Origin of the sequence: Nonomuraea sp. NPDC026600 (assembly GCF_040638335.1) — a bacterium.
Lineage (GTDB): Bacteria > Actinomycetota > Actinomycetes > Streptosporangiales > Streptosporangiaceae > Nonomuraea.
The window spans coordinates 171,995-189,892 of sequence record NZ_JBEZYD010000020.1 but is presented as its reverse complement, the minus strand read 5'-3'; the positions used below and the strand labels follow the sequence as shown (position 1 = coordinate 189,892).

The window sequence follows — 17,898 nt, the reverse complement described above, 5'->3', positions numbered from 1 at the left end:
GGATCGGTGACCGCTGACGCCGCGCCGACCGAAGACGAGTCAACCGAAGACAAGCTGCGCGGCTACCTCAGACGGGCCACGCTGGAGCTGCACGAGACCCGCCGCAGGCTCCGTGAGGCCGAGGAACGGCACCGCGAGCCGATCGCGATCATCGCGGCGAGCTGCCGCTACCCCGGCGGCGTACGCACGCCCGAGGACCTGTGGGAGCTCGTGGCCGGGCAGGTGGACGCGATCGGCCCGTTCCCCGCCGACCGAGGCTGGGACCTCGAGTCCTTGTACCACCCCGACCCCGACCACCCCGGCACCACGTACGTCGTCCAGGGCGGGTTCCTCGACGACGCGGGCGACTTCGACGCGGCCTTCTTCGGCATCTCCCCGCGCGAGGCCCTGGCGATGGACCCGCAGCAGCGGCTGCTGCTCGAAACCTCCTGGGAACTGCTCGAACGCGCCCGCCTCGACCCGGAGTCGACGCGCGGCAGCCGGACCGGGGTCTTCGTCGGCACCAACAACCAGGACTACGCCACGCTGCTGGACCCGGTACCCGACGGGCTGGAGGGCTACCTGCTGACCGGGGTGGCGGCGAGTGTGCTGTCGGGCCGGCTGGCGTACAGCCTGGGATGGGAGGGGCCCGCGCTCACCGTCGACACCGCTTGCTCCTCCTCACTGGTGGCGTTGCACCTGGCCGCGCAGTCGCTGCGGCTGGAGGAGTGCTCGCTGGCCGTGGCGGGTGGTGTGTCGGTGCTGTCCACTCCCTCGGGATTCGTGGAGTTCAGCAGGCAGCGCGGGCTGGCCGCGGACGGCCGGTGCAAGTCGTTCGCCGCCTCCGCCGACGGCACCGGCTGGGCCGAGGGCGTGGGTTTGGTGCTGCTCGAACGGCTCTCCGACGCCCGCCGCAACGGGCACCAGATCCTCGCCGTGATCCGGGGCAGCGCACTGAACCAGGACGGCGCCTCCAACGGCCTCACCGCGCCGAGCGGCCCCGCGCAGGAGCGGGTGATCCGTGCCGCGCTCGCCTCCGCAGGGCTGGGGCCCGCCCAGGTCGACGCCGTCGAGGCACACGGTACGGCGACCGCGCTCGGTGACCCGATCGAAGCGCGGGCGCTGCTCGCGACCTACGGTCCGGACCGGGATCGGCCGCTGTGGCTGGGGTCGATCAAGTCCAACCTGGGGCACGCCGCGGCTGCCGCCGGGGTGGCCGGAGTGATCAAAATGGTGGAGGCGATGCGGCACGGCGTGCTGCCCGCCACCCTGCACGTGGACGAGCCGACACCCAGGGTTGACTGGTCGCGCGGCAACGTCGCCCTGCTCACCGAGGCTCAGCCGTGGCCCGACACGGGGGAGCCGCGCCGGGCGGGAGTCTCGGCGTTCGGCGTGAGCGGCACCAACGCACACGTCATCCTGGAAGCCGCTCCACCTCCGGAGCCTCAGACAGGACCCGAGCCCACGACGGGTGTCGCCGGGGCAACAGCGGTTCCGTGGCTGCTGTCGGCCAGATCCGAAGCCGCCCTCCGCGCCCAGGCCGCCCGCTTACGCCCCTATGCCGAAGGCTCGCCGACACCCTCGGCCGCGGACGCGGAGCACGGTGAACTCTCCCACGTTCATCGGGTCGCCTGGTCGCTGGCGACCACGCGGGCCGCGCTCGACCACCGTGCGGTGTTGGTCGGCGCCGAGCCGACCGACTTCGCCCGGGGCCTCGACGCGCTGGCCGCGGGAGAGTCCGCCCCCGGGCTCGTGCGGGCGGTGGCACGGCCGGGGGCACAGGTCGCGTTCGTGTTCTCCGGGCAGGGCGGCCAGTGGGCAGGGATGGGCAGGCAACTGCTCCGCTCCTCTCCGGTGTTCGCCGAGGAGATCGGCCGCTGCGCCGACGCGCTGGCGCCGTACGTCGACTGGTCTCTGAGCGAAGCCCTCTACGGCGGCCCGGACGCCCCCGACCTGCGTCGCGGCGACGTGGCGCAGCCGGCGCTGTGGGCGACGATGGTGGCGCTCGCCCGGCTGTGGCGGGCGGCCGGAGTGGTCCCCGACACCGTGGCAGGACACTCGCAGGGAGAGCTCGCCGCCGCGACCGTCGCCGGCGCGCTGTCCCTGGACGACGGTGCCCGGGTGATCGCGCTGCGCGCCCGGCTGATGGCCGAGATGGACGGCGGAGGCGGACTGCTCGCGATCACGCTGCCCGCCGACGAGGTCGAGCGGCGCTGGGGCGATCGGGTGACGGTCGCCGCCGACACCGGGCCGCTCTACACGACGGTGGCCGGGGAGGAGGCGCCGCTGGCGGAGGTGCTGGCCGAGTGCGAGGCCGCCGGGGTGCGGGCCGGCCGGGTCGAGGTCAGCTATGCGGCCCACTCCCCGTACGTCGAGCCCGCCCGGGACCGGCTGGTCGCCGAACTCGCCGACTTGGTGCCCGGCACGGCGGAGATCCCGTTCTACTCCTCCGTCACGGGCGGGCCGCTCGACGGCCGTGAACTCGACGGCGCCTACTGGGGCCGGAACCTGCGCGAGCGCGTCCGCTTCGCCGACACGGTCCGGGCTCTGCTCGCCGATGGTGCCACCTTGTTCGTGGAGCCCGGGCCGCACCCCGTGCTGACGGCGGGTGTGGCGGCGACGGCGGAGGCAGCGGGCTCACCCGCCGCCGCGATCGGCACGCTGCGCCGCGACTCGGGTGACCTCGGTCGTTTTCTCAGTACGCTCGGCGAGGCCCACGCACACGGGGCACGGGTCGACTGGCGGGCCGTCCTCACCCCCGCACCCCCGATCGATCTGCCCACGTATCCCTTCCAGCCACGGCGTTTCTGGCTCGAACCCCGCAGACCGGCCACCCCCGAGGCCGACTCGTGGCGCTACCGGCTCAACTGGCAGCCGATGCCCGCGGCGGCTTCGGCGGCTGCGCTGTCCGGCACCTGGCAGGTGCTCGTCCCCGCGGCCCACGAACGGCACGAACTGGTCGAGGACGTCGTCGCCGCTCTCGTCGAGCACGGTGCCAAGGTCGAGACGAGCAGCGAGGCGCGGTCCGGGGCGTACACGGGAGTGGTGTCGCTGCTGGCCCTGGACGAGTCCGCACATCCGGAACATCCCGCGCTGAGCCGGGGCCTGGCCGCCACGCTCGCGCTCGCCCAGCCCGGTGGCCTCGACAGCGGTCCCCTCTGGCTCGTCACCCAGGGCGTGGTCGCCGACGCCACTGCCGACGGCGGTGCCGGGGATCCGGCGCGCGGCCGGATCTGGGGTCTGGGACGTTGCCTCGCGCTGGAGCGGCCTGAGCTGTGGGGCGGCCTCATAGATCTGCCCGAACGGCTGGATGAGCGGGCGCGCGCCGCATTCGTCCGCGCGCTCGCGGAGCCGCCCGGCGGCGAGGACCAGGTGGCGGTGCGCGGCGGCACGCTGCTCGTACCTCGCCTGAGCCGCGCGCCGCACGCGGCACCCGTGTGGCAGGCCGGCGGCACCGTCCTCGTCAACGGCGGCTCCGGCTCGTACGGACCACACCTCGCCCGCTGGCTGGCCGACTCCGGCGCCGACCATGTCATCCTCGTCGCCGACGAACCGGTCGCGGACCTGGGAGAACGGATCACCGTCGCCGTCGCCGACCCCTCGGACCCGGCCGCGCCCGCCCGGCTGGTCGCCGAGCACCAGCCGTCCCTGGTGGTGCACGCGGCCGACCATCTGGAGGAGAGCACCCTGGCCGCGCTCACCCTCGACCGGCTGGAACGCGTCCTGGTCGCCAACGCGGTCGAGGCCAGGGCGCTCAGTGAGGCCACGGAGACGGACCTGGTGCTGTTCTCCACGATCGCGGCCACGTTCGGCGGCGTCGGCCAGGCGGCATACGCCGCGGCGGGCGCGGAGATAGACGCGCTGGCCCGGCATCGGCACGCTCTCGGCCGTCCCGCCATGGTGGTGGCCTGGGGCCCCTGGATCGAACGCGACAACGGCGAGCTGGGCACGCGCCTGGAGAGCCGGGGCGTGGCGAGGATGCGGCCCGGCCCTGCCCTGGAGGCGCTACGGCGCGAGCTCTCCGCCCTGGGCGCCGACGGCATGCGCGGCGGCCAGGGCGGCGGTACCGCTGCCATCGCCGATCTCGACTGGCCCCGTTTCGCCTCCGCCTACGGTGAGGCCCGCCACCGTCCCCTGGTCGCCGACCTGGCCGAGGTCCGGCCGCGCGGTGGCACCGGCTCCGCGACCACGGGCCACACCCCCGGGCAGGTCGACACCCACGGCCAGGAAAGCCTGATCACCCTCGTCTGCGGCCACGCCGCCGCCGTCCTCGGCCACGACAACCCCGCCGACATCGACGCCGACAGCCGTTTCACCGATATCGGCTTCGACTCACTGACCGGGTTGGAGCTGCGTAACGCCCTCGGCCGGACCGTGGACCACCGCCTGCCTCCCGACCTCGTCTTCGAACATCCCACCCCACGCCGGCTCGCTCAGCACCTGGAGCAGATCCTGAAGGAGCACGACCGATGAACCAACGCGCCAAAGTCTTGATCGTCGGGGCCGGGCCCGTAGGACTGATGGCGGCGTGCGAACTCCGCCGCCGTGGTGTCGAAGCGGACATCGTGGACGCTGCACCGGAACCCGGCACCGGATCCCGGGCCATCCTGCTGTGGCCGCCATCTCTGGAGATCTACCGTGACCTCGGCCTCTTGGAGGAAGCCCGCAAACGCGGCGTGGCGGTCAAGGCGCTGAGTTACCACGTCGGCAGCGGCACCACGCTGCGGCTGCCGCTCGCCCCGATCATGTCGCCGCTCATCCTGCCGCAGCAGGACACCACCGAGTTGCTGCAGGACGAGCTGCGCAGGCTCGGCGGGCAGGTACGTCGCGGCCTGGAGGTGGCGACGCTGACTCAGGATCGCGACTCGGTCACCGTGACCGCCTGCGAAGCGGACGGCCGTGAGGTGACGCTGGAGGCGGAGTGGCTGATCGCGGCCGACGGCTTCCGCAGCACCGTACGGGACCTGATCGGCGCGGACTTCACCGGCGCGCCCCTGCCGATCACCTTCCTCCTCGCCGAAGGCCGGCTGGAGGGCGACTACGACACAGAAGCGGTGAACTACTACCTCGGCCGTGCCGGGGTGGTGCTCGTGGCGCCGCTGCCCGGCGGCCGGGTGCGGATCTCGGGCGCGGTCCCCGACGGCACCGAGCTCACCGACGAGACGGGGCAGCGCCTGCTGGACGAGCGCGGGCCGGGCGGCCTGCGGCTCACCGACCTGACCATGAACACGCTGTTCACCAGCCACGAGCGGATCGCCTCGCCGCTGCGGGCCGGCCGCTGCTTCCTGGTCGGTGACGCCGCGCACGTCCACTCCGTGGTCGGCGGGCAGGGGCTCAACCTGGGGTTCGGAGACGTGCGGAACCTGGCGTGGAAGCTGGCCGGTGTCCTTGACGGCAGGTACGCCCCGCACATCCTGGACAGCTACGACATCGAGCGCCGCGCCGCCGCCGAGCAGACCGTCAAGGCCACCGGCCGGATGGCCAGGCAAGCGGTGCTCAGCCCGGTCGCGAACCGGGTCCGAAACCTCGTCATGACACTCATGCACCGCACCGGCGCGCTCGGCCGTCAGTTACCGCCGCTGCTGTCGGGCTGGCTGATCACCTATCCGGACACGCTGATCCCGGCCGAGGGCAAGGTGCCGCCGGGGCTGCCCCAGCCGGGCATCCGCCGGCCGAAGTGGGCGCTCGAACCCGACGCCGCCGACCGTTTCCAGCTCGTCACCACCGGGCCGGATCGCGGCCAGGCCAGGAGCCAGGGGGAGGCGCTCGCCCACCGGCTGCCCGAGCTGGTCACCCATCGCCACCGGCCGGGCGCCGTCGACGCCTTCGTGCTGCTCCGTCCCGACGGCTTCGTCGGCGCGAGCGGCCCGGCCACCGCACTTCCGCATGCCGCCACCGCTCTAGAGCGGCTCGCACCCGACGCTTCGCACCGCCTGAAGGGACAATGATGACCGAGCAGCAGGAGCTTCCCCCCGTACTCGACGGGTTCGACCTTTCCGACCAGAGCCGGTTCGGCGACGGGTTTCCTCACCACGTCTTCACCCGGTTACGCAAGGAGGCGCCGGTCTTCTTCCACCCACCGGGCACCACCGCCGACGGTGAGGGGTTCTGGGTGCTGAGCCGCTACGCGGACATCCGTGCCGCGGCGGCCGATCCGGCGTTCTCCTCACAGGGTGGGGGCGGCCGGGCCGGCGGTGGCACCCACATCGACGACCTCGCGCCCGGCGTCCACGCGGGCACCATGCTGAACATGATGGACGACCCCAGGCACCAGGCGCTCAGAGACCTGGTCAGCCCCTCGGTCGACGGCGGAACGGTCGCCTCGCTGGAGCCGGAGCTGCGCGCCATCGCCGAGAACCTGGTCGCCGAGGCCGTGGCGGACGGCAAGGGCGACCTGATGGTGGACATCGCCGGGCCGTTCGCGATCAGGGCGGCGCTGCTGGCCCTCGGTGTACCCCGCCGTGACTGGCCCGCCCTGCACGCGTGGGCCGACGTGAGCATGGGCTTCGACGACCGCGAGGTCGGCGAGGACACCGAGCGCTCGCAGATGTCCCGGCTCGCGCTCTACCAGTACGGCAGCGGCGCCCTCAAGGCGCTCGCCGCCGTGCCGGGCCCTGGGCTGCTCTCGCTGGCCGCCACAGGCGAACTGCCCGAGGGGGAGCGGCCACTGTCGAGCTACGAGCGCGAGGTGTTCTTCAACCTGATCCTCGGCGCGGGCTCCGAGCCACCGCGCAACGCGATCGCGCACGGCTTGCTGGCCCTGGCCGAACATCCCGACCAATGGAAGGCACTGCGCGAGGACCGCTCGCTGATCACGGGCGCGATCGAGGAGATGCTGCGCTGGGCGTCGCCGACGCCGTACAACCGGCGTACCGCCACCAGGGACGTAGAGGTGGGCGGCCTGCAGATCAAGGCTGGGCAGAAGGTGACGTTCTGGTGGGCTTCCGCCAACCGGGACGAGGAGGTCTTCGCCGACCCGCACATCTTCGACATCCGCCGCGAGCACAACCCCCATCTGGCGTTCGGGTTCGGCACCCACGGCTGCATGGGCGAGCGGCTGGGCCGGCTGGAGCTGCGGCTGGTCCTGGAGGCCCTGCTGGACCGGGTGGGCGAGCTGAGCACGGCCGGCCCTGTGAGGTGGGCCCGCAGCAACAAGCACACGGTGATCCTTCGCCTGCCCGTCGCCTACGGCGACCTCACCTCGGTCGACCCCCCTGAGCTGCAGGAGGAGCCGCCGCCCACGATTCCGGCCAACCCGGGCCTGTACGCCATCAGCCGGCTGTTGCCGTTCAACCCGTTCGATCCGGAGTTCCGCGCCGACCCGTACCCGATCTACCGGCGGATCGCCGAGAACGGCCCGGTCATGCGGACTCCAGGCGGCATGGTCGTCGTCATGGGGCACCGGGAGGCGTCGGACGCGCTGCGGGACCCGCTCATCGGCTGGGGAGACGGCCAGTCGGTGGCGGAGCACTTCGGCCGCGACCACGAGGGCAGGCCGGTGCGCCAGTTCATCTTCATGGACCCGCCTGACCACACTCGGCTGCGATCCCTGGTGAGCGGGGCGTTCACCGCCCGCGTCGTCGAACGGCTCCGCCCACGCGCCGTTGAACTCACCGACCAGCTGCTGGCCTCGGCCGGATCCTCCTTCGACCTGATGGACGCCATCGCCCATCCTCTCCCGGCGCTGCTGCTCGGCGACCTGATGGGCGTGCCGGAGGAGAACATGGACCGCTTCCGCGGCTGGTCAGCGGCGATCGGGCGGGGCCTTGACCCCGACTTCGCGCTCACCAGAGCCCAGGTCGCGCAGCGACAGGGCGCACGGGAGCAGTTCAACCAGTACTTCACCGAACTGGCCGCGCAGCGCCGCGCCCAACCCGCCGACGACCTGATGAGCAAGCTGGTCGCGGTCGAGCAGGAGGGCGACCGGCTCACCGAGACCGAGCTGGTGACCACCTGCACGCTGCTGGTCTCGGCAGGGTACGCGCTGACCGTGCATCTGATCGGCAACGGCATGCTCGCGCTGCTGCGCGAGCCGGAGCAACGCGCCTGGCTGCGTGCCAATCCGGACCAGATCGGGGCCGCTGTCGAGGAGCTGATCAGGTACGACGCGCCCGCCCAGGTGATCTCGCGGACGGCCCTGAGCGACACGGTGATCGGTGACACGCCGATCCAGCAGGGGGAGCAGATGCTGCTGGTTCTGGGCGCGGCCAACCGCGACCCGGCCGCCTACGACGCGCCGGACCGGCTCGACCTGGCCCGCCGGGCATCGGCCCGCAACCTCGGCTTCGGGCACGGCATCCACTTCTGCCTCGGCGCGCCGCTGGCCCGTCTCGCCGTACAGGTGGTGATCGGGCGGCTGGCCGAGTTGGACCTCACCATCGCCGACCCGGGGCCGCGGCACACCGAGGGCATGGTCGTCCGGGGCCTTGCCTCCCTCCCCGTGGTGGCCGGATGACCGCGATCGAGCTGGACCTCTGGCTGCGCCGTTTCCACCAGGGGCCCGGCGCGGGGCCACTGCTGGTGCTGCTCCCGCACGCGGGCGGCTCGGCGTCGTACTTCCACAGCCTGTCGACGCTGCTGGCTCCGGCGCTCGACGTGGTCGCGGTCCAGTACCCCGGCCGCCAGGATCGCCGTGAGGAGAAGGCCGTCGAGGACATCCGCGCACTCGCCGACCAGATCGCCGCCGTCGTGACGGCTGCGGCGGCCGGGCGGCCGGTCGCGTTGTTCGGGCACAGCATGGGGGCGAGCGTCGGCTACGAGATGTCTCTGCGGCTCCAGGAGGACGGCGTGGACGTGGTACGGCTGTTCGCCTCGGGACGCCGGGCGCCGAGCAGACGGCGGCAGGGGATCCCGGGCCGGCAGGACGACAGCTCGCTGCTGGCCGAACTGCGCACGCTCAGCGGCACCGACAGCCGCCTGCTGGACGACGCGGATGTGGTGCAGATGATCCTGCCCGCGCTGCGCGCCGACTACCGGGCGATCGAGGCGTACGAGTGGCGGCCCGGCGAGGTGCCGAGTTGCCCGATCACCGCCCTCGTGGGGGACGCTGATCCCCGAGTCGGCGAGGACGACGCACGGGCCTGGGCTGGGCACACGACCGGTGGCTTCGAGCTGATCACCTTCACCGGCGGCCACTTCTACCTGGCCGAGCACACCGAGGAGGTGGCGAAGATCGTCGTCGACCGCCTCACCTGACGGGGGAAGGACGGCTTGAACCCGGTCAGTGGGCCGAGCCGACGGAGAGTTCTGTGAGGTGGGCGTCCGGTGGGATGGTGAGGGCGGTCAGGACCAGCGAGGCGATCGTGGACGGGCGCAGGCACTGGTCGGGGTCGTACGGCGAGCCGAAGTCGGCCCTGACCTTGCGTAGGAGCTCGGTGGCCGTGCCGCCCGGGTAGATCGTGGTGACCCGGATGCCGTGCCGGCGTTCCTCGTCCCGCACGGCGTCGCCCAGCTCGCGCAGGGCCGCCTTGCTGGCCGCGTAGGCGGGCCAGCCTCTGGGGCTCAGGCCGGGGGCGGCGTTGATGAGGATCACCCGGCCGCGGCGCGTGCGCAGGGCGGGCAGGAGGAGGCGCAGGAGCTCGGCCGCCGAGGCGACGTTGACGTTGAACGTGTCGCGCCACAGTTCCACCGAGCTGTCCGCGGTGGCCACGACCTCGGCGATCCCCGCGCAGTGGACGAACGCGTCCAGCTCCCCGATGGCCGGCAATGCCGCGGCCAGTGTCTCCGGCCGGGCCAGATCCGCCACGACGATGGTGACACCTGTGGGGGTGGGGTCGGCGGATGGAGTGGCCGGGGTCATCATGTTCGGCCAAGGGAGGTTCGCCGCCATCGGGGTGATCTCGCTCAGGAGGGCGAGGTCGTCCACAGCGCCGGGCCCGCTCGACCCGGCGGCCTCTTCCGCCGGCTCGCCCGGCCCGGCGCCATCCTTCGTGGGTCCGCCCGGCCGGGCGACCTCGTCCACCGCACCGGGCGGGCCCGAGCCGATGGCCTTGTACGCGCGCCCGCCCGCCCCGGTGGCGTCATCCACCCCGCCCGAGCCCACGGCGCCCGCCCCCGTGTTCTCGTCAAGGGAGCCGAGGTGGGAGGGGTCGCGGACCAGGGCCAAGACCCGGTAGCCCGCGTCCAGCAGCGCCCTGGCGATCGCCGAGCCGATGCCACCCGTCGCCCCCGTCAATAAGACCGTCCCAGCGTGGGTCATGGTCAGAGAGTGGCAGAGGCGCCGGTCGTCCGTCTATTAGGACTTGATCGTGTAGCTGTCGCCGTACACCTTCCAGGTCAGCGGCGGGTTCAGGTCGAGGTTGCCGTTCTTGAGGAAGACGCGCTGCTCAGTGTCGACGCGGGTGGTGTCCTCGTGCGCCTCCTCGGCCTTCATCGCGGCCTTGCGGGCGTCCAGGAACGCGTTGAGGTACGTCGTCTCGTTGCCGCCCTGCGCGGGGGTCTTGGCCTTGGACATCGCGGTCTTCCTGATGCCGCCGAAGCTGAGCTTGTCGCTGCCGGGGCCGTGCATGACGATCGCGTCGTAGTAGATGAACTGGCCCAGCGCCCGCAGTCCGTCCGTCTTGGCCTGCTTGACGGACGGGTTGAAGTACACGCGGTCGCGCTCGTCGTTCTGCGCGGTCTGGAAGACGGTGTCCTTGGCGGCGGTCTTCCAGTCCTTGGTGAAGTTCGGGTCGAGGCCTGTGTGCGAGTCGCTGCCGTTGACCTTGCGGAGCGCGGGCAGGTATTTGGCCAGCACGTTGCCGGGCTTGCGGGTGGCGTAGAGCTCGACGAGCGCCAGCATGTCGCTGGTGCCGGAGCAGAAGCCGATGATTCCGGCCGTGTAGCCGCGGCCGTCGTCGATGTCCTCGATGTAGCCGTACTGGGCCTTCCAGTCGAGCGAGGAGTTCTCGGCACTGGACACCAGCTGCATGGCGATGTCCTTCTTGTGCGGATCGGTGAGGTCGACCGCGGCCTGGCTGGTGCCCGTGAGCGCGAGAGTGGTGGCTAAAGTGACCATGGCGACGAGAGTGGTTCGGAGCAACGCGATCTCCTGCTCTTCGTTAGGAAAGATTCCTAACGAACCATACTCACAGGAGTCATCTTATGGGGCCTATGTTGTGAAATTTGGGCCCCTTACCGGCGTAGTGCGGCGAGTTGCTGTTCGAAGGGAACGACCGGCTCCATCGGCTCTCGGGCCGGGGTACGGCTGCGCGACAGGTCGGCCAGCTCGGCCGCGGCGCGGTCGATCCGCTCCGCCAGGCCGTCCGTGAAGTCGTCACCGCCGCCGCCCCAGTCCTCCGACGCCGCGTAGACGGCGGTCGGCGCCACCACGGCCCGCAGGTACGCGAACAGCGGGCGCAACGCGTGCTCCAACGCCAGCGAGTGCCGGGCCGTCCCGCCGGTCGCCGCGATGAGCACCGGCTTGCCCGCCAGCGCGGTGGGGTCCAGGACGTCGAAGAACGACTTGAACAGGCCGCTGTAGGAGGCGCTGAAGACGGGGGTGACCGCGATCAGGCCGTCGGCCTCCGTCAGCGCCTCGATCGCCGCGCGCAGCCGGGCGCCGGGGAAGCCGGTGACGAAGTTGTTCGCGATGTCGACGGCGAGATCGCGCAGCTCGATCACCCGCACCTCGGGCGCGGGGTCGTCGAGCCGCCGTACGGTCGCCTCGGTCAGGCGGTCGGCGAGCAGGCGGGTGGAGGACGGCTGGGTCAGACCCGCCGTTACGACGACGAGCTTCATGGGTTCTTCTCCTCAGGCGTTGACGCGGGTCGTGTGGACGGGGCCGTCGGGGACGTCGGCCGGCCGGTTCGCGGCGAACTCCCGGCGCAGCACCGGCACGACCTCCTCCCCGAGGATGTCGAGCTGCTCCAGGACGGTCTTCAGCGGCAATCCCGCGTGGTCCATCAGGAACAGTTGCCGCTGGTAGTCGCCGAACGACTCCCGGAACGTCAGCGTCTTGTCGATGACCTGCTGCGGGCTGCCCACCGTGAGCGGCGTCTCCTCGGCGAACTCCTCCAGCGACGGACCGTGTCCGTACACGGGCGCGTCGTCGAAGTACGGGCGGAACTCGCGTACCGCGTCCTGCGAGTTCTTCCGCATGAACACCTGGCCGCCGAGCCCCACGATGGCCTGCTCGGGCGTGCCGTGGCCGTAGTGGGCGTACCGCTGGCGGTAGAGGGTGATCAGCCGGATGAAGTGGTCCTTCGGCCAGAAGATGTTGTTGGCGAAGAACCCGTCGCCGTAGTAGGCCGCCTGCTCGGCGATCTCCGGGCTGCGGATCGAGCCGTGCCAGACGAAGGGCGGCACCCCGTTCAGCGGCCGCGGCGTGGAGGTGAAGCCCTGCAGCGGCGTACGGAAACGGCCCTCCCAGTCGACGACGTCCTCGCGCCAGAGCCGGTGGAGCAGCGCGTAGTTCTCCACGGCCAGCGGGATGCCCTGCCGGATGTCCTGCCCGAACCATGGGTACACGGGCCCGGTGTTGCCCCGGCCCAGCATCAGGTCGACCCGGCCGTCGGCCAGGTGCTGCAGCATCGCGAAGTCCTCGGCGATCTTGACCGGGTCGTTGGTCGTGATCAGCGTGGTGGCCGTGGACAGCGTGAGCCGCTCGGTCCTGGCCGCGATGTAGCCGAGCATGGTGGTCGGCGACGACGGCACGAACGGCGGGTTGTGATGCTCGCCGGTCGCGAACACGTCCAGCCCGACCTCCTCGGCCTTGAGCGCGATGGCCACCATCGCCTTGATGCGCTCATGCTCCGTAGGCGTCCTGCCGGTGGTGGGGTCCATGGTCACGTCGCCCACGCTGAAGATCCCGAACTGCATATCGCTCACCGCCCCTTACTATTGAAAGTTCAACAACCACCCAAGCAGCAGGTGGCCCAAGGTTATTCCGTACGTTCAGAGGGCGTTGATCTCCAGCGGCCCGAGCACCCGTTGGGGCGCCCCGCGCTCCGCCACGGTGATCATGGCTCTGCCGATCTGCTCGGTCGTGGTCACCGCCGTGGGGAAGAGCCGCCGCAGCACCGGATAGAGCGGCGCCGTCACCACGTACGCCAGCCGATACCAGGTCGTCCGCGACGTGACGCCGTGCATGGGCTGGATGTAGCCGGGCCGGAACATGTACGCCTCGAGCGGCAGTGCCAGCAGCGCGTTCTCGGTCCGGCCCTTGACCCGGGCCCACATCGCCCGGCCGTGCTCGTCGGTGCCCACCCCGGACACGTAGACGAACGTCGAGCCGGGGCTGAGCCGTGCGAGGGTGTCGCCGGCCGCCAGCGTGTAGTCGTAGGTGACGCGCCGGTAGTCCTGCTCGCTCATGCCCGCCGAGGAGACGCCGAGGCAGAAGAAGCACGCGTCGTAGCCGGACAGGCCGGCCTCGATCGGGGTGAGGTCGAGCAGGTCGCCGTGCGTGATCTCGCGCAGCTTGTCGTGGGTGCGGCCGGTGGGGGTGCGGCCGACCGTGAGAACGGCCTCCACCCGGTCGTCGGCGAGGCATTCCCGTAGCACGCCCTGTCCGACCATGCCGGTGGCGCCGAAGATGATGACTTTCATGGCGAGCTCCGTTCCCGGCCCGAATGCTATCGCCCGTTCGCCGCCAGGGTGCTCATCGAGGGTCGTACCGTCTATCTGGCGCCGCGACCTGGTATTCCCGCTATTAACCCGCCTCATGGCAGCGAAGCTGGCTAGCGTGGCAGGATTGTCTGAGCGTCAGGCTGCCACAGTTTGTCGATCTAGGAGCGTATATGCCGAATGCTCGGGATATTGACGACCTGACCGAAATATCCGGTTTGGAGTCTCGTCAGTCCGGGCCGACAGCACTGCGGATATTGGTGGGCAGACAACTCCGCCGGCTGCGTGAGTCGCGGGGGATCTCTCGTGATGCCGCGGGATACGCGATCCGTAGTTCGCATTCCAAAATCAGCCGCCTGGAATGCGGGCGGACGAGTTTCAAGCTCCGCGATGTGGACGATCTGCTCACCCTGTACGGCGTGGTCGAGGAGGCCGAGCGCGAGCTCGTGCTCTCGCTGACCAAGCAGGCCAATGCTCCCGGCTGGTGGCACGACTACCGCGACGTGGTGCCCGACTGGTTCGAGGACTACCTCGGGCTGGAGCAGGACGCGGCGATGATCCGTACGTACGCGGTCCAGCACATCCCCGGCCTGCTCCAGACGGCGGACTACGCCCGCGCGATGATCACGTGCGGCAATCCGGACAGCCCGGAGGCGGAGATCGAGCACCGGGTCGCGCTCCGGATGCGCCGCCAGCGGCTGCTCCGGGCGTCCACGGCGCCCAAACTCTGGGTGGTGCTGGATGAGGCGGCGCTGCGCCGTCAGGTCGGCGACGCCGCCACGATGCGGGCGCAACTCGAGCACCTCAAGAAGATGGCCGACCGGCCCCTCATCACCATCCAGGTGCTGCCGTTCAGCTATTGCGGACACATCGGCGGGGTCGGCCCCATCACCATCCTGCGCTTCGCCCAGGCCGAACTCGACGACGTGGTCTACCTCGAACAGATCGCCAGCGCGCAGTACCTCACCAGGCAATCCGACGTGCACCCGTACCACCATCTGATGGACGAGCTGGGCATCCACGCGCAGCCGTCGGCCGTGACCCGGGCGATCCTCGACCAGATCCTCGACGAGCAGTAGGTCTACGGCTTGCGGGCCACGCCGCAGAAGGCGTCCACCTCGTCGGGGACGCCGAACACGGCGGCTTCCACCCGCCAGCGGGAGACCGAGATGACGCCCGGATCCACCAGTTCGAGGCCGTCGAAGAAGCGGGCGATCTCGTCGGGGGTGCGCAGGCGGTAGGAGTACGGCTGCTCTTCGTCGTGGAGCCGTCCGGCTTCCGCGGCCGCATCGGGTTTGATGGTGTTCGTGCCGTCCTCGAACACCAGGTAGCTGCCTGACGGCAGCGCGTCCAGCAGCCGCCGCGTCAGGGCGCGCGCCTGGTCGTCGTCGAAGACCGTGCCCATGACGCCGAGGAGCATGAGCGCGGTGGGCCGGCTGAGGTCCAGCGTCTTGGCCGCGTAGTCGAGGATCGTGTCGGGGTCGCGCACGTCGGCCTCGATGTAGTCGCAGGCGCCCCGGGGATCGCTGGTCAGCAGCGCCTGGGCGTGCACCAGCACCAGGGGATCGTTGTCGACGTAGACGACACGGCTGGCCGGGTCGACGCGCTGGGCGACCTCATGGGTGTTGTCGACGGTCGGCAGTCCGGTGCCGATGTCCAGGAATTGCCGGATACCTGCCTCTTCGGCCAGATATCGGACGGCGCGTCCCAGGAAAGCGCGTGCGTGGCGGGCGATGTCCTCCATGCCCGGGTAGATCTGCTGGAGTTGTTCGGCGTGCTCGCGGTCTACCGGGTAGTTGTCCTTTCCACCCAGCCAGTAATTCCACACCCGGGCCTGATGCGGCTTGGTGGCGTCGATTTTGGAGGGCAGCGCCGGGTCGGTCGGCGATCCTTCATCTGGCACGAAACCTTCTCCTCTTTTGTCGCCTCTTTGGTGTCCAGGCACAGTCTTCCGGCGTTATATCCCGCTGTCACCTACAAAACTGTGTCTGTTCGTACGTTCATCACAAATTCGGAGGTTGGCGGACGATACCGCTGAGTACGTCGTCCAGGGTGACCACGCCGAGCATCTGCCCGTCGGCCCCGGTCACGGCGGCGAGCTGGGCCCGTCGCTTACGCATGGTCGCCAGGATGTCCGCGAGCGTCGCCGTCTCGCCGATCAGCGGCAGGGCGCGGATCGGCAGCGGCTGACGCGAGCCGTGCCCGTTGAGCGCGTCCAGGACATGCAGGTAGCCATGCAGCTCGGCGGGGCTGTCGCCGTGCACCGGGAACCGGGAGTGACCGTAGCGGCCCGCGTACTCCTGCAGCCCGAGGCTGTCGATCGTCGCGGGGACGCTCACCACCTCGTCGATCGGCACCATGACGGTGCTGACCGGGCGAGCGTGCAACGCGAGCGTGGCGATCATCCGGTCGCGCTCGTCCTGGCGGAGCAGTTTGTGCCGGCGAGACTCCTCGATCAGCACCGGAAGTTCCTCCGAGGTGTAAACGGTGCGGATCTCGTCGGTCGGCGGGATGCGCAGCAACCGGAGCACCACATCCGACATGGCCTTGACCAGGGTGAGCAGCGGGCGTATCGCTCGGGCGAGAACGAACAGAGCGGGCACCAGCCACAGCGCCGCCGTGTTCGGGCCGGACAGCGCGAGGTTCTTCGGCACCATCTCACCGATGATCACGTGCGCGGAGACCACCAGGAGCAGCGCCAGGGCGAAGGCGAACGGGTGCACCATCTTCTCGGGCAGGCCCACGGCCGCGAAGAGCGGCGCCACGGCACGCGCCACGACCGGTTCGCCGAAGGCGCCGAGCATCAGCGAGGCCAGCGTCACGCCGAGCTGGGCCGCCGCCAGCATCGTGGGCATCGTGTTCATGGCGCCGAGCACCGCCTGCGCCCGGCGCGAGCCCGCCTGCGCCTGCGGCTCGAGCTGGGTCCGGCGCGCGGAGATGAGGGCGAACTCGGCGGCCACGAAGAACCCGTTGACGGCCAGGAGTAGCACGAGGACCAAGCCGTCGGTGATGGTCATGAGGGTTCCTGACTCGGCGCGGTGAGGGTGATCTGCTCGATGCGCCGGTTACGCATGGACTCCACCCGGAGCGTCCACCCGTCCACCTCGACCTCGTCCCCCGGATCGGGGATGCGGCCGAGCCGGGCCATGACCAGGCCCGCGAGCGTCTCGTAGGGCCCTTCGGGCATGCGGAACCCGGTGCGTTCCTCGGCCTCGTCCGCCCGCAGCACGGCCGGCGCGCTGATCGAGGCGCCCGGCGCGAGCAGCGCGGCCGTGGGCTCCGCCGACTCCTCCTCGGGCAGGTCGTACTCGTCGGCGATGTCGCCGATCAGCTCCTCCACCAGGTCTTCCACGGTGACGATGCCCGCGAAGCCGCCGTACTCGTCGATCACCACGGCCATCTCCACACCCGCCGGGCTGAGCCGTTCCTGAACCACCTCCAGGTTCACCGACTCGGGCACCGTGACCGCCGGCCTGGTGATCGCGGTCACCGGCGTCCGGTCCCGCTCCGCCACCGGCACGGCGCACGCGCGCGGCACGCTGGCCACGCCGAGGATGTCGTCCAGCTCCGCGCCGCACACCGGGATACGCAGGTGCCGGGTGCGGCGGGCCAGCTTGAGGAACTCGGCGACGCTGGTGGATCCGGCTATGGTCACGCAGTCCGTACGCGGGGTCATCGCCTCGGCCGCGATCTTGCCACCGAAGCGCAGCGCCCGCTGGAGCATGGCGGCCGTGCTCGGCCGCAGCACCCCCGCCTCGGCCGAGAACCGCACCAGCAGGCCCAGCTCCTCGGGGGAGCGGGCCGAGGCGAGCTCCTCCTGCGGCTCGGCCCCCAGACGGCGGACGATGCCGTTGGCCACCGCGTTGCACGCCTTGATCAGCGGTCCGAACGCCGCGGAGAACACCCGCTGCGGCGGCGTCGCCAGCCTGGCCACGGCCATCGGCCTCGACAGGGCGGCGTTCTTGGGCACCAGCTCGCCCAGGACCATCTGCGCCACCGTGGAGATGACGATCGCCAGGACGACCGCGGCGCCACGACCGGCGGGAACGTCGTCCAGCAGCGGTTCGAGCAGGTCGGCGATGGCCGGCTCGGCCACGACGCCGAGCAGCAGGGACGTGACGGTGATGCCGAGCTGCGCCCCGGACAGGTGGAACGACAGCCGCCGCACCGCGGCCTCGATCCCCTGCGCGCCCCGATCCCCGGCCTGCGCCAGTTGGTGGACCCGTACGCGTTCGACGGTCACCAGGGAGAACTCCGCCGCGACGAAGATCCCGTTGGCCAGGATCAAGGCCAGCGCCCCGAGCAGGAACACCACATCCAGGACCATGGGCGAAAGCTAGCACCAGAGGAGGACAAGTGCGTTTGGCGGAGCCACCG

At 71.0% G+C, this 17,898-nt stretch carries 13 protein-coding genes; 5 read left to right on the top strand and 8 right to left on the bottom strand.

Annotation, left to right across the window (positions count from 1 at the left end; translation table 11 throughout):
• Positions 1-6 precede the first annotated feature (6 nt).
• From AB0F17_RS37520 to AB0F17_RS37505, 4 genes are read left to right on the top strand one after another with little or no spacing between them, the layout of a single operon-like run.
• Positions 7-4,452, top strand: a complete 4,446-nt coding sequence (locus tag AB0F17_RS37520) for a type I polyketide synthase (protein WP_358032763.1) — start codon at positions 7-9, stop codon at positions 4,450-4,452.
• The gene (locus tag AB0F17_RS37515) at positions 4,449-5,927 is read left to right on the top strand and encodes an FAD-dependent monooxygenase (protein ID WP_358032760.1); all 1,479 of its coding nucleotides are present in this window, start codon (positions 4,449-4,451) and stop codon (positions 5,925-5,927) included. The genes AB0F17_RS37520 and AB0F17_RS37515 overlap by 4 nt, the downstream gene beginning before the upstream one ends.
• Positions 5,927-8,434, top strand: coding sequence for a cytochrome P450 (locus AB0F17_RS37510; protein WP_358032757.1), 2,508 nt, complete (start codon positions 5,927-5,929; stop codon positions 8,432-8,434). Before AB0F17_RS37515 ends, AB0F17_RS37510 begins: the two co-directional genes overlap by 1 nt.
• Positions 8,431-9,174, top strand: coding sequence for an alpha/beta fold hydrolase (locus AB0F17_RS37505; protein ID WP_358032755.1), 744 nt, complete (start codon positions 8,431-8,433; stop codon positions 9,172-9,174). The genes AB0F17_RS37510 and AB0F17_RS37505 overlap by 4 nt, the downstream gene beginning before the upstream one ends.
• Before the next feature lie 25 nt (positions 9,175-9,199).
• Here the strand turns inward: AB0F17_RS37505 and AB0F17_RS37500 are convergent, their stop codons facing one another.
• The 5 genes from AB0F17_RS37500 to AB0F17_RS37480 all read right to left on the bottom strand — a co-directional run bounded on the left by AB0F17_RS37500 (position 9,200) and on the right by AB0F17_RS37480 (position 13,503).
• Positions 9,200-10,177, bottom strand: a complete 978-nt coding sequence (locus AB0F17_RS37500) for an SDR family NAD(P)-dependent oxidoreductase (RefSeq protein WP_358032752.1) — start codon at positions 10,175-10,177, stop codon at positions 9,200-9,202.
• Between the two features lie 36 nt (positions 10,178-10,213).
• Entirely contained in the window at positions 10,214-10,975 is a 762-nt protein-coding gene (locus AB0F17_RS37495) for a chitosanase (RefSeq protein WP_358032750.1), read from the bottom strand.
• A 116-nt stretch (positions 10,976-11,091) separates the two neighbouring features.
• Positions 11,092-11,697, bottom strand: a complete 606-nt coding sequence (locus AB0F17_RS37490) for an FMN reductase (protein WP_358032747.1) — start codon at positions 11,695-11,697, stop codon at positions 11,092-11,094.
• Positions 11,698-11,709: 12 nt separating this feature from the next.
• Positions 11,710-12,777 (bottom strand): LLM class flavin-dependent oxidoreductase, encoded by a 1,068-nt coding sequence (locus AB0F17_RS37485; RefSeq protein WP_358032796.1) that lies wholly within the window; start codon positions 12,775-12,777, stop codon positions 11,710-11,712.
• 75 nt (positions 12,778-12,852) lie between these two features.
• Complete coding sequence (locus AB0F17_RS37480; protein ID WP_358032745.1) at positions 12,853-13,503, bottom strand: NAD-dependent epimerase/dehydratase family protein; 651 nt, start codon at positions 13,501-13,503, stop codon at positions 12,853-12,855.
• A gap of 191 nt (positions 13,504-13,694) precedes the next feature.
• Between AB0F17_RS37480 and AB0F17_RS37475 the strand changes: the two genes are divergently transcribed.
• On the top strand, positions 13,695-14,600 hold the full coding sequence (locus AB0F17_RS37475) for a helix-turn-helix transcriptional regulator (protein ID WP_358032742.1): 906 nt from the start codon (positions 13,695-13,697) through the stop codon (positions 14,598-14,600).
• Positions 14,601-14,602: 2 nt separating this feature from the next.
• Here AB0F17_RS37475 and AB0F17_RS37470 read toward each other — a convergent pair whose 3' ends face one another.
• The 3 genes from AB0F17_RS37470 to AB0F17_RS37460 all read right to left on the bottom strand — a co-directional run bounded on the left by AB0F17_RS37470 (position 14,603) and on the right by AB0F17_RS37460 (position 17,848).
• Positions 14,603-15,424, bottom strand: a complete 822-nt coding sequence (locus AB0F17_RS37470) for an SAM-dependent methyltransferase (protein WP_358032739.1) — start codon at positions 15,422-15,424, stop codon at positions 14,603-14,605.
• A gap of 100 nt (positions 15,425-15,524) precedes the next feature.
• A complete protein-coding gene (locus AB0F17_RS37465) occupies positions 15,525-16,538 on the bottom strand; it encodes a hemolysin family protein (protein WP_358032737.1) in 1,014 nt (337 codons plus the stop codon).
• A complete protein-coding gene (locus tag AB0F17_RS37460; RefSeq protein ID WP_358032734.1) occupies positions 16,535-17,848 on the bottom strand; it encodes a hemolysin family protein in 1,314 nt (437 codons plus the stop codon). Before AB0F17_RS37460 ends, AB0F17_RS37465 begins: the two co-directional genes overlap by 4 nt.
• Positions 17,849-17,898: the final 50 nt, after the last annotated feature.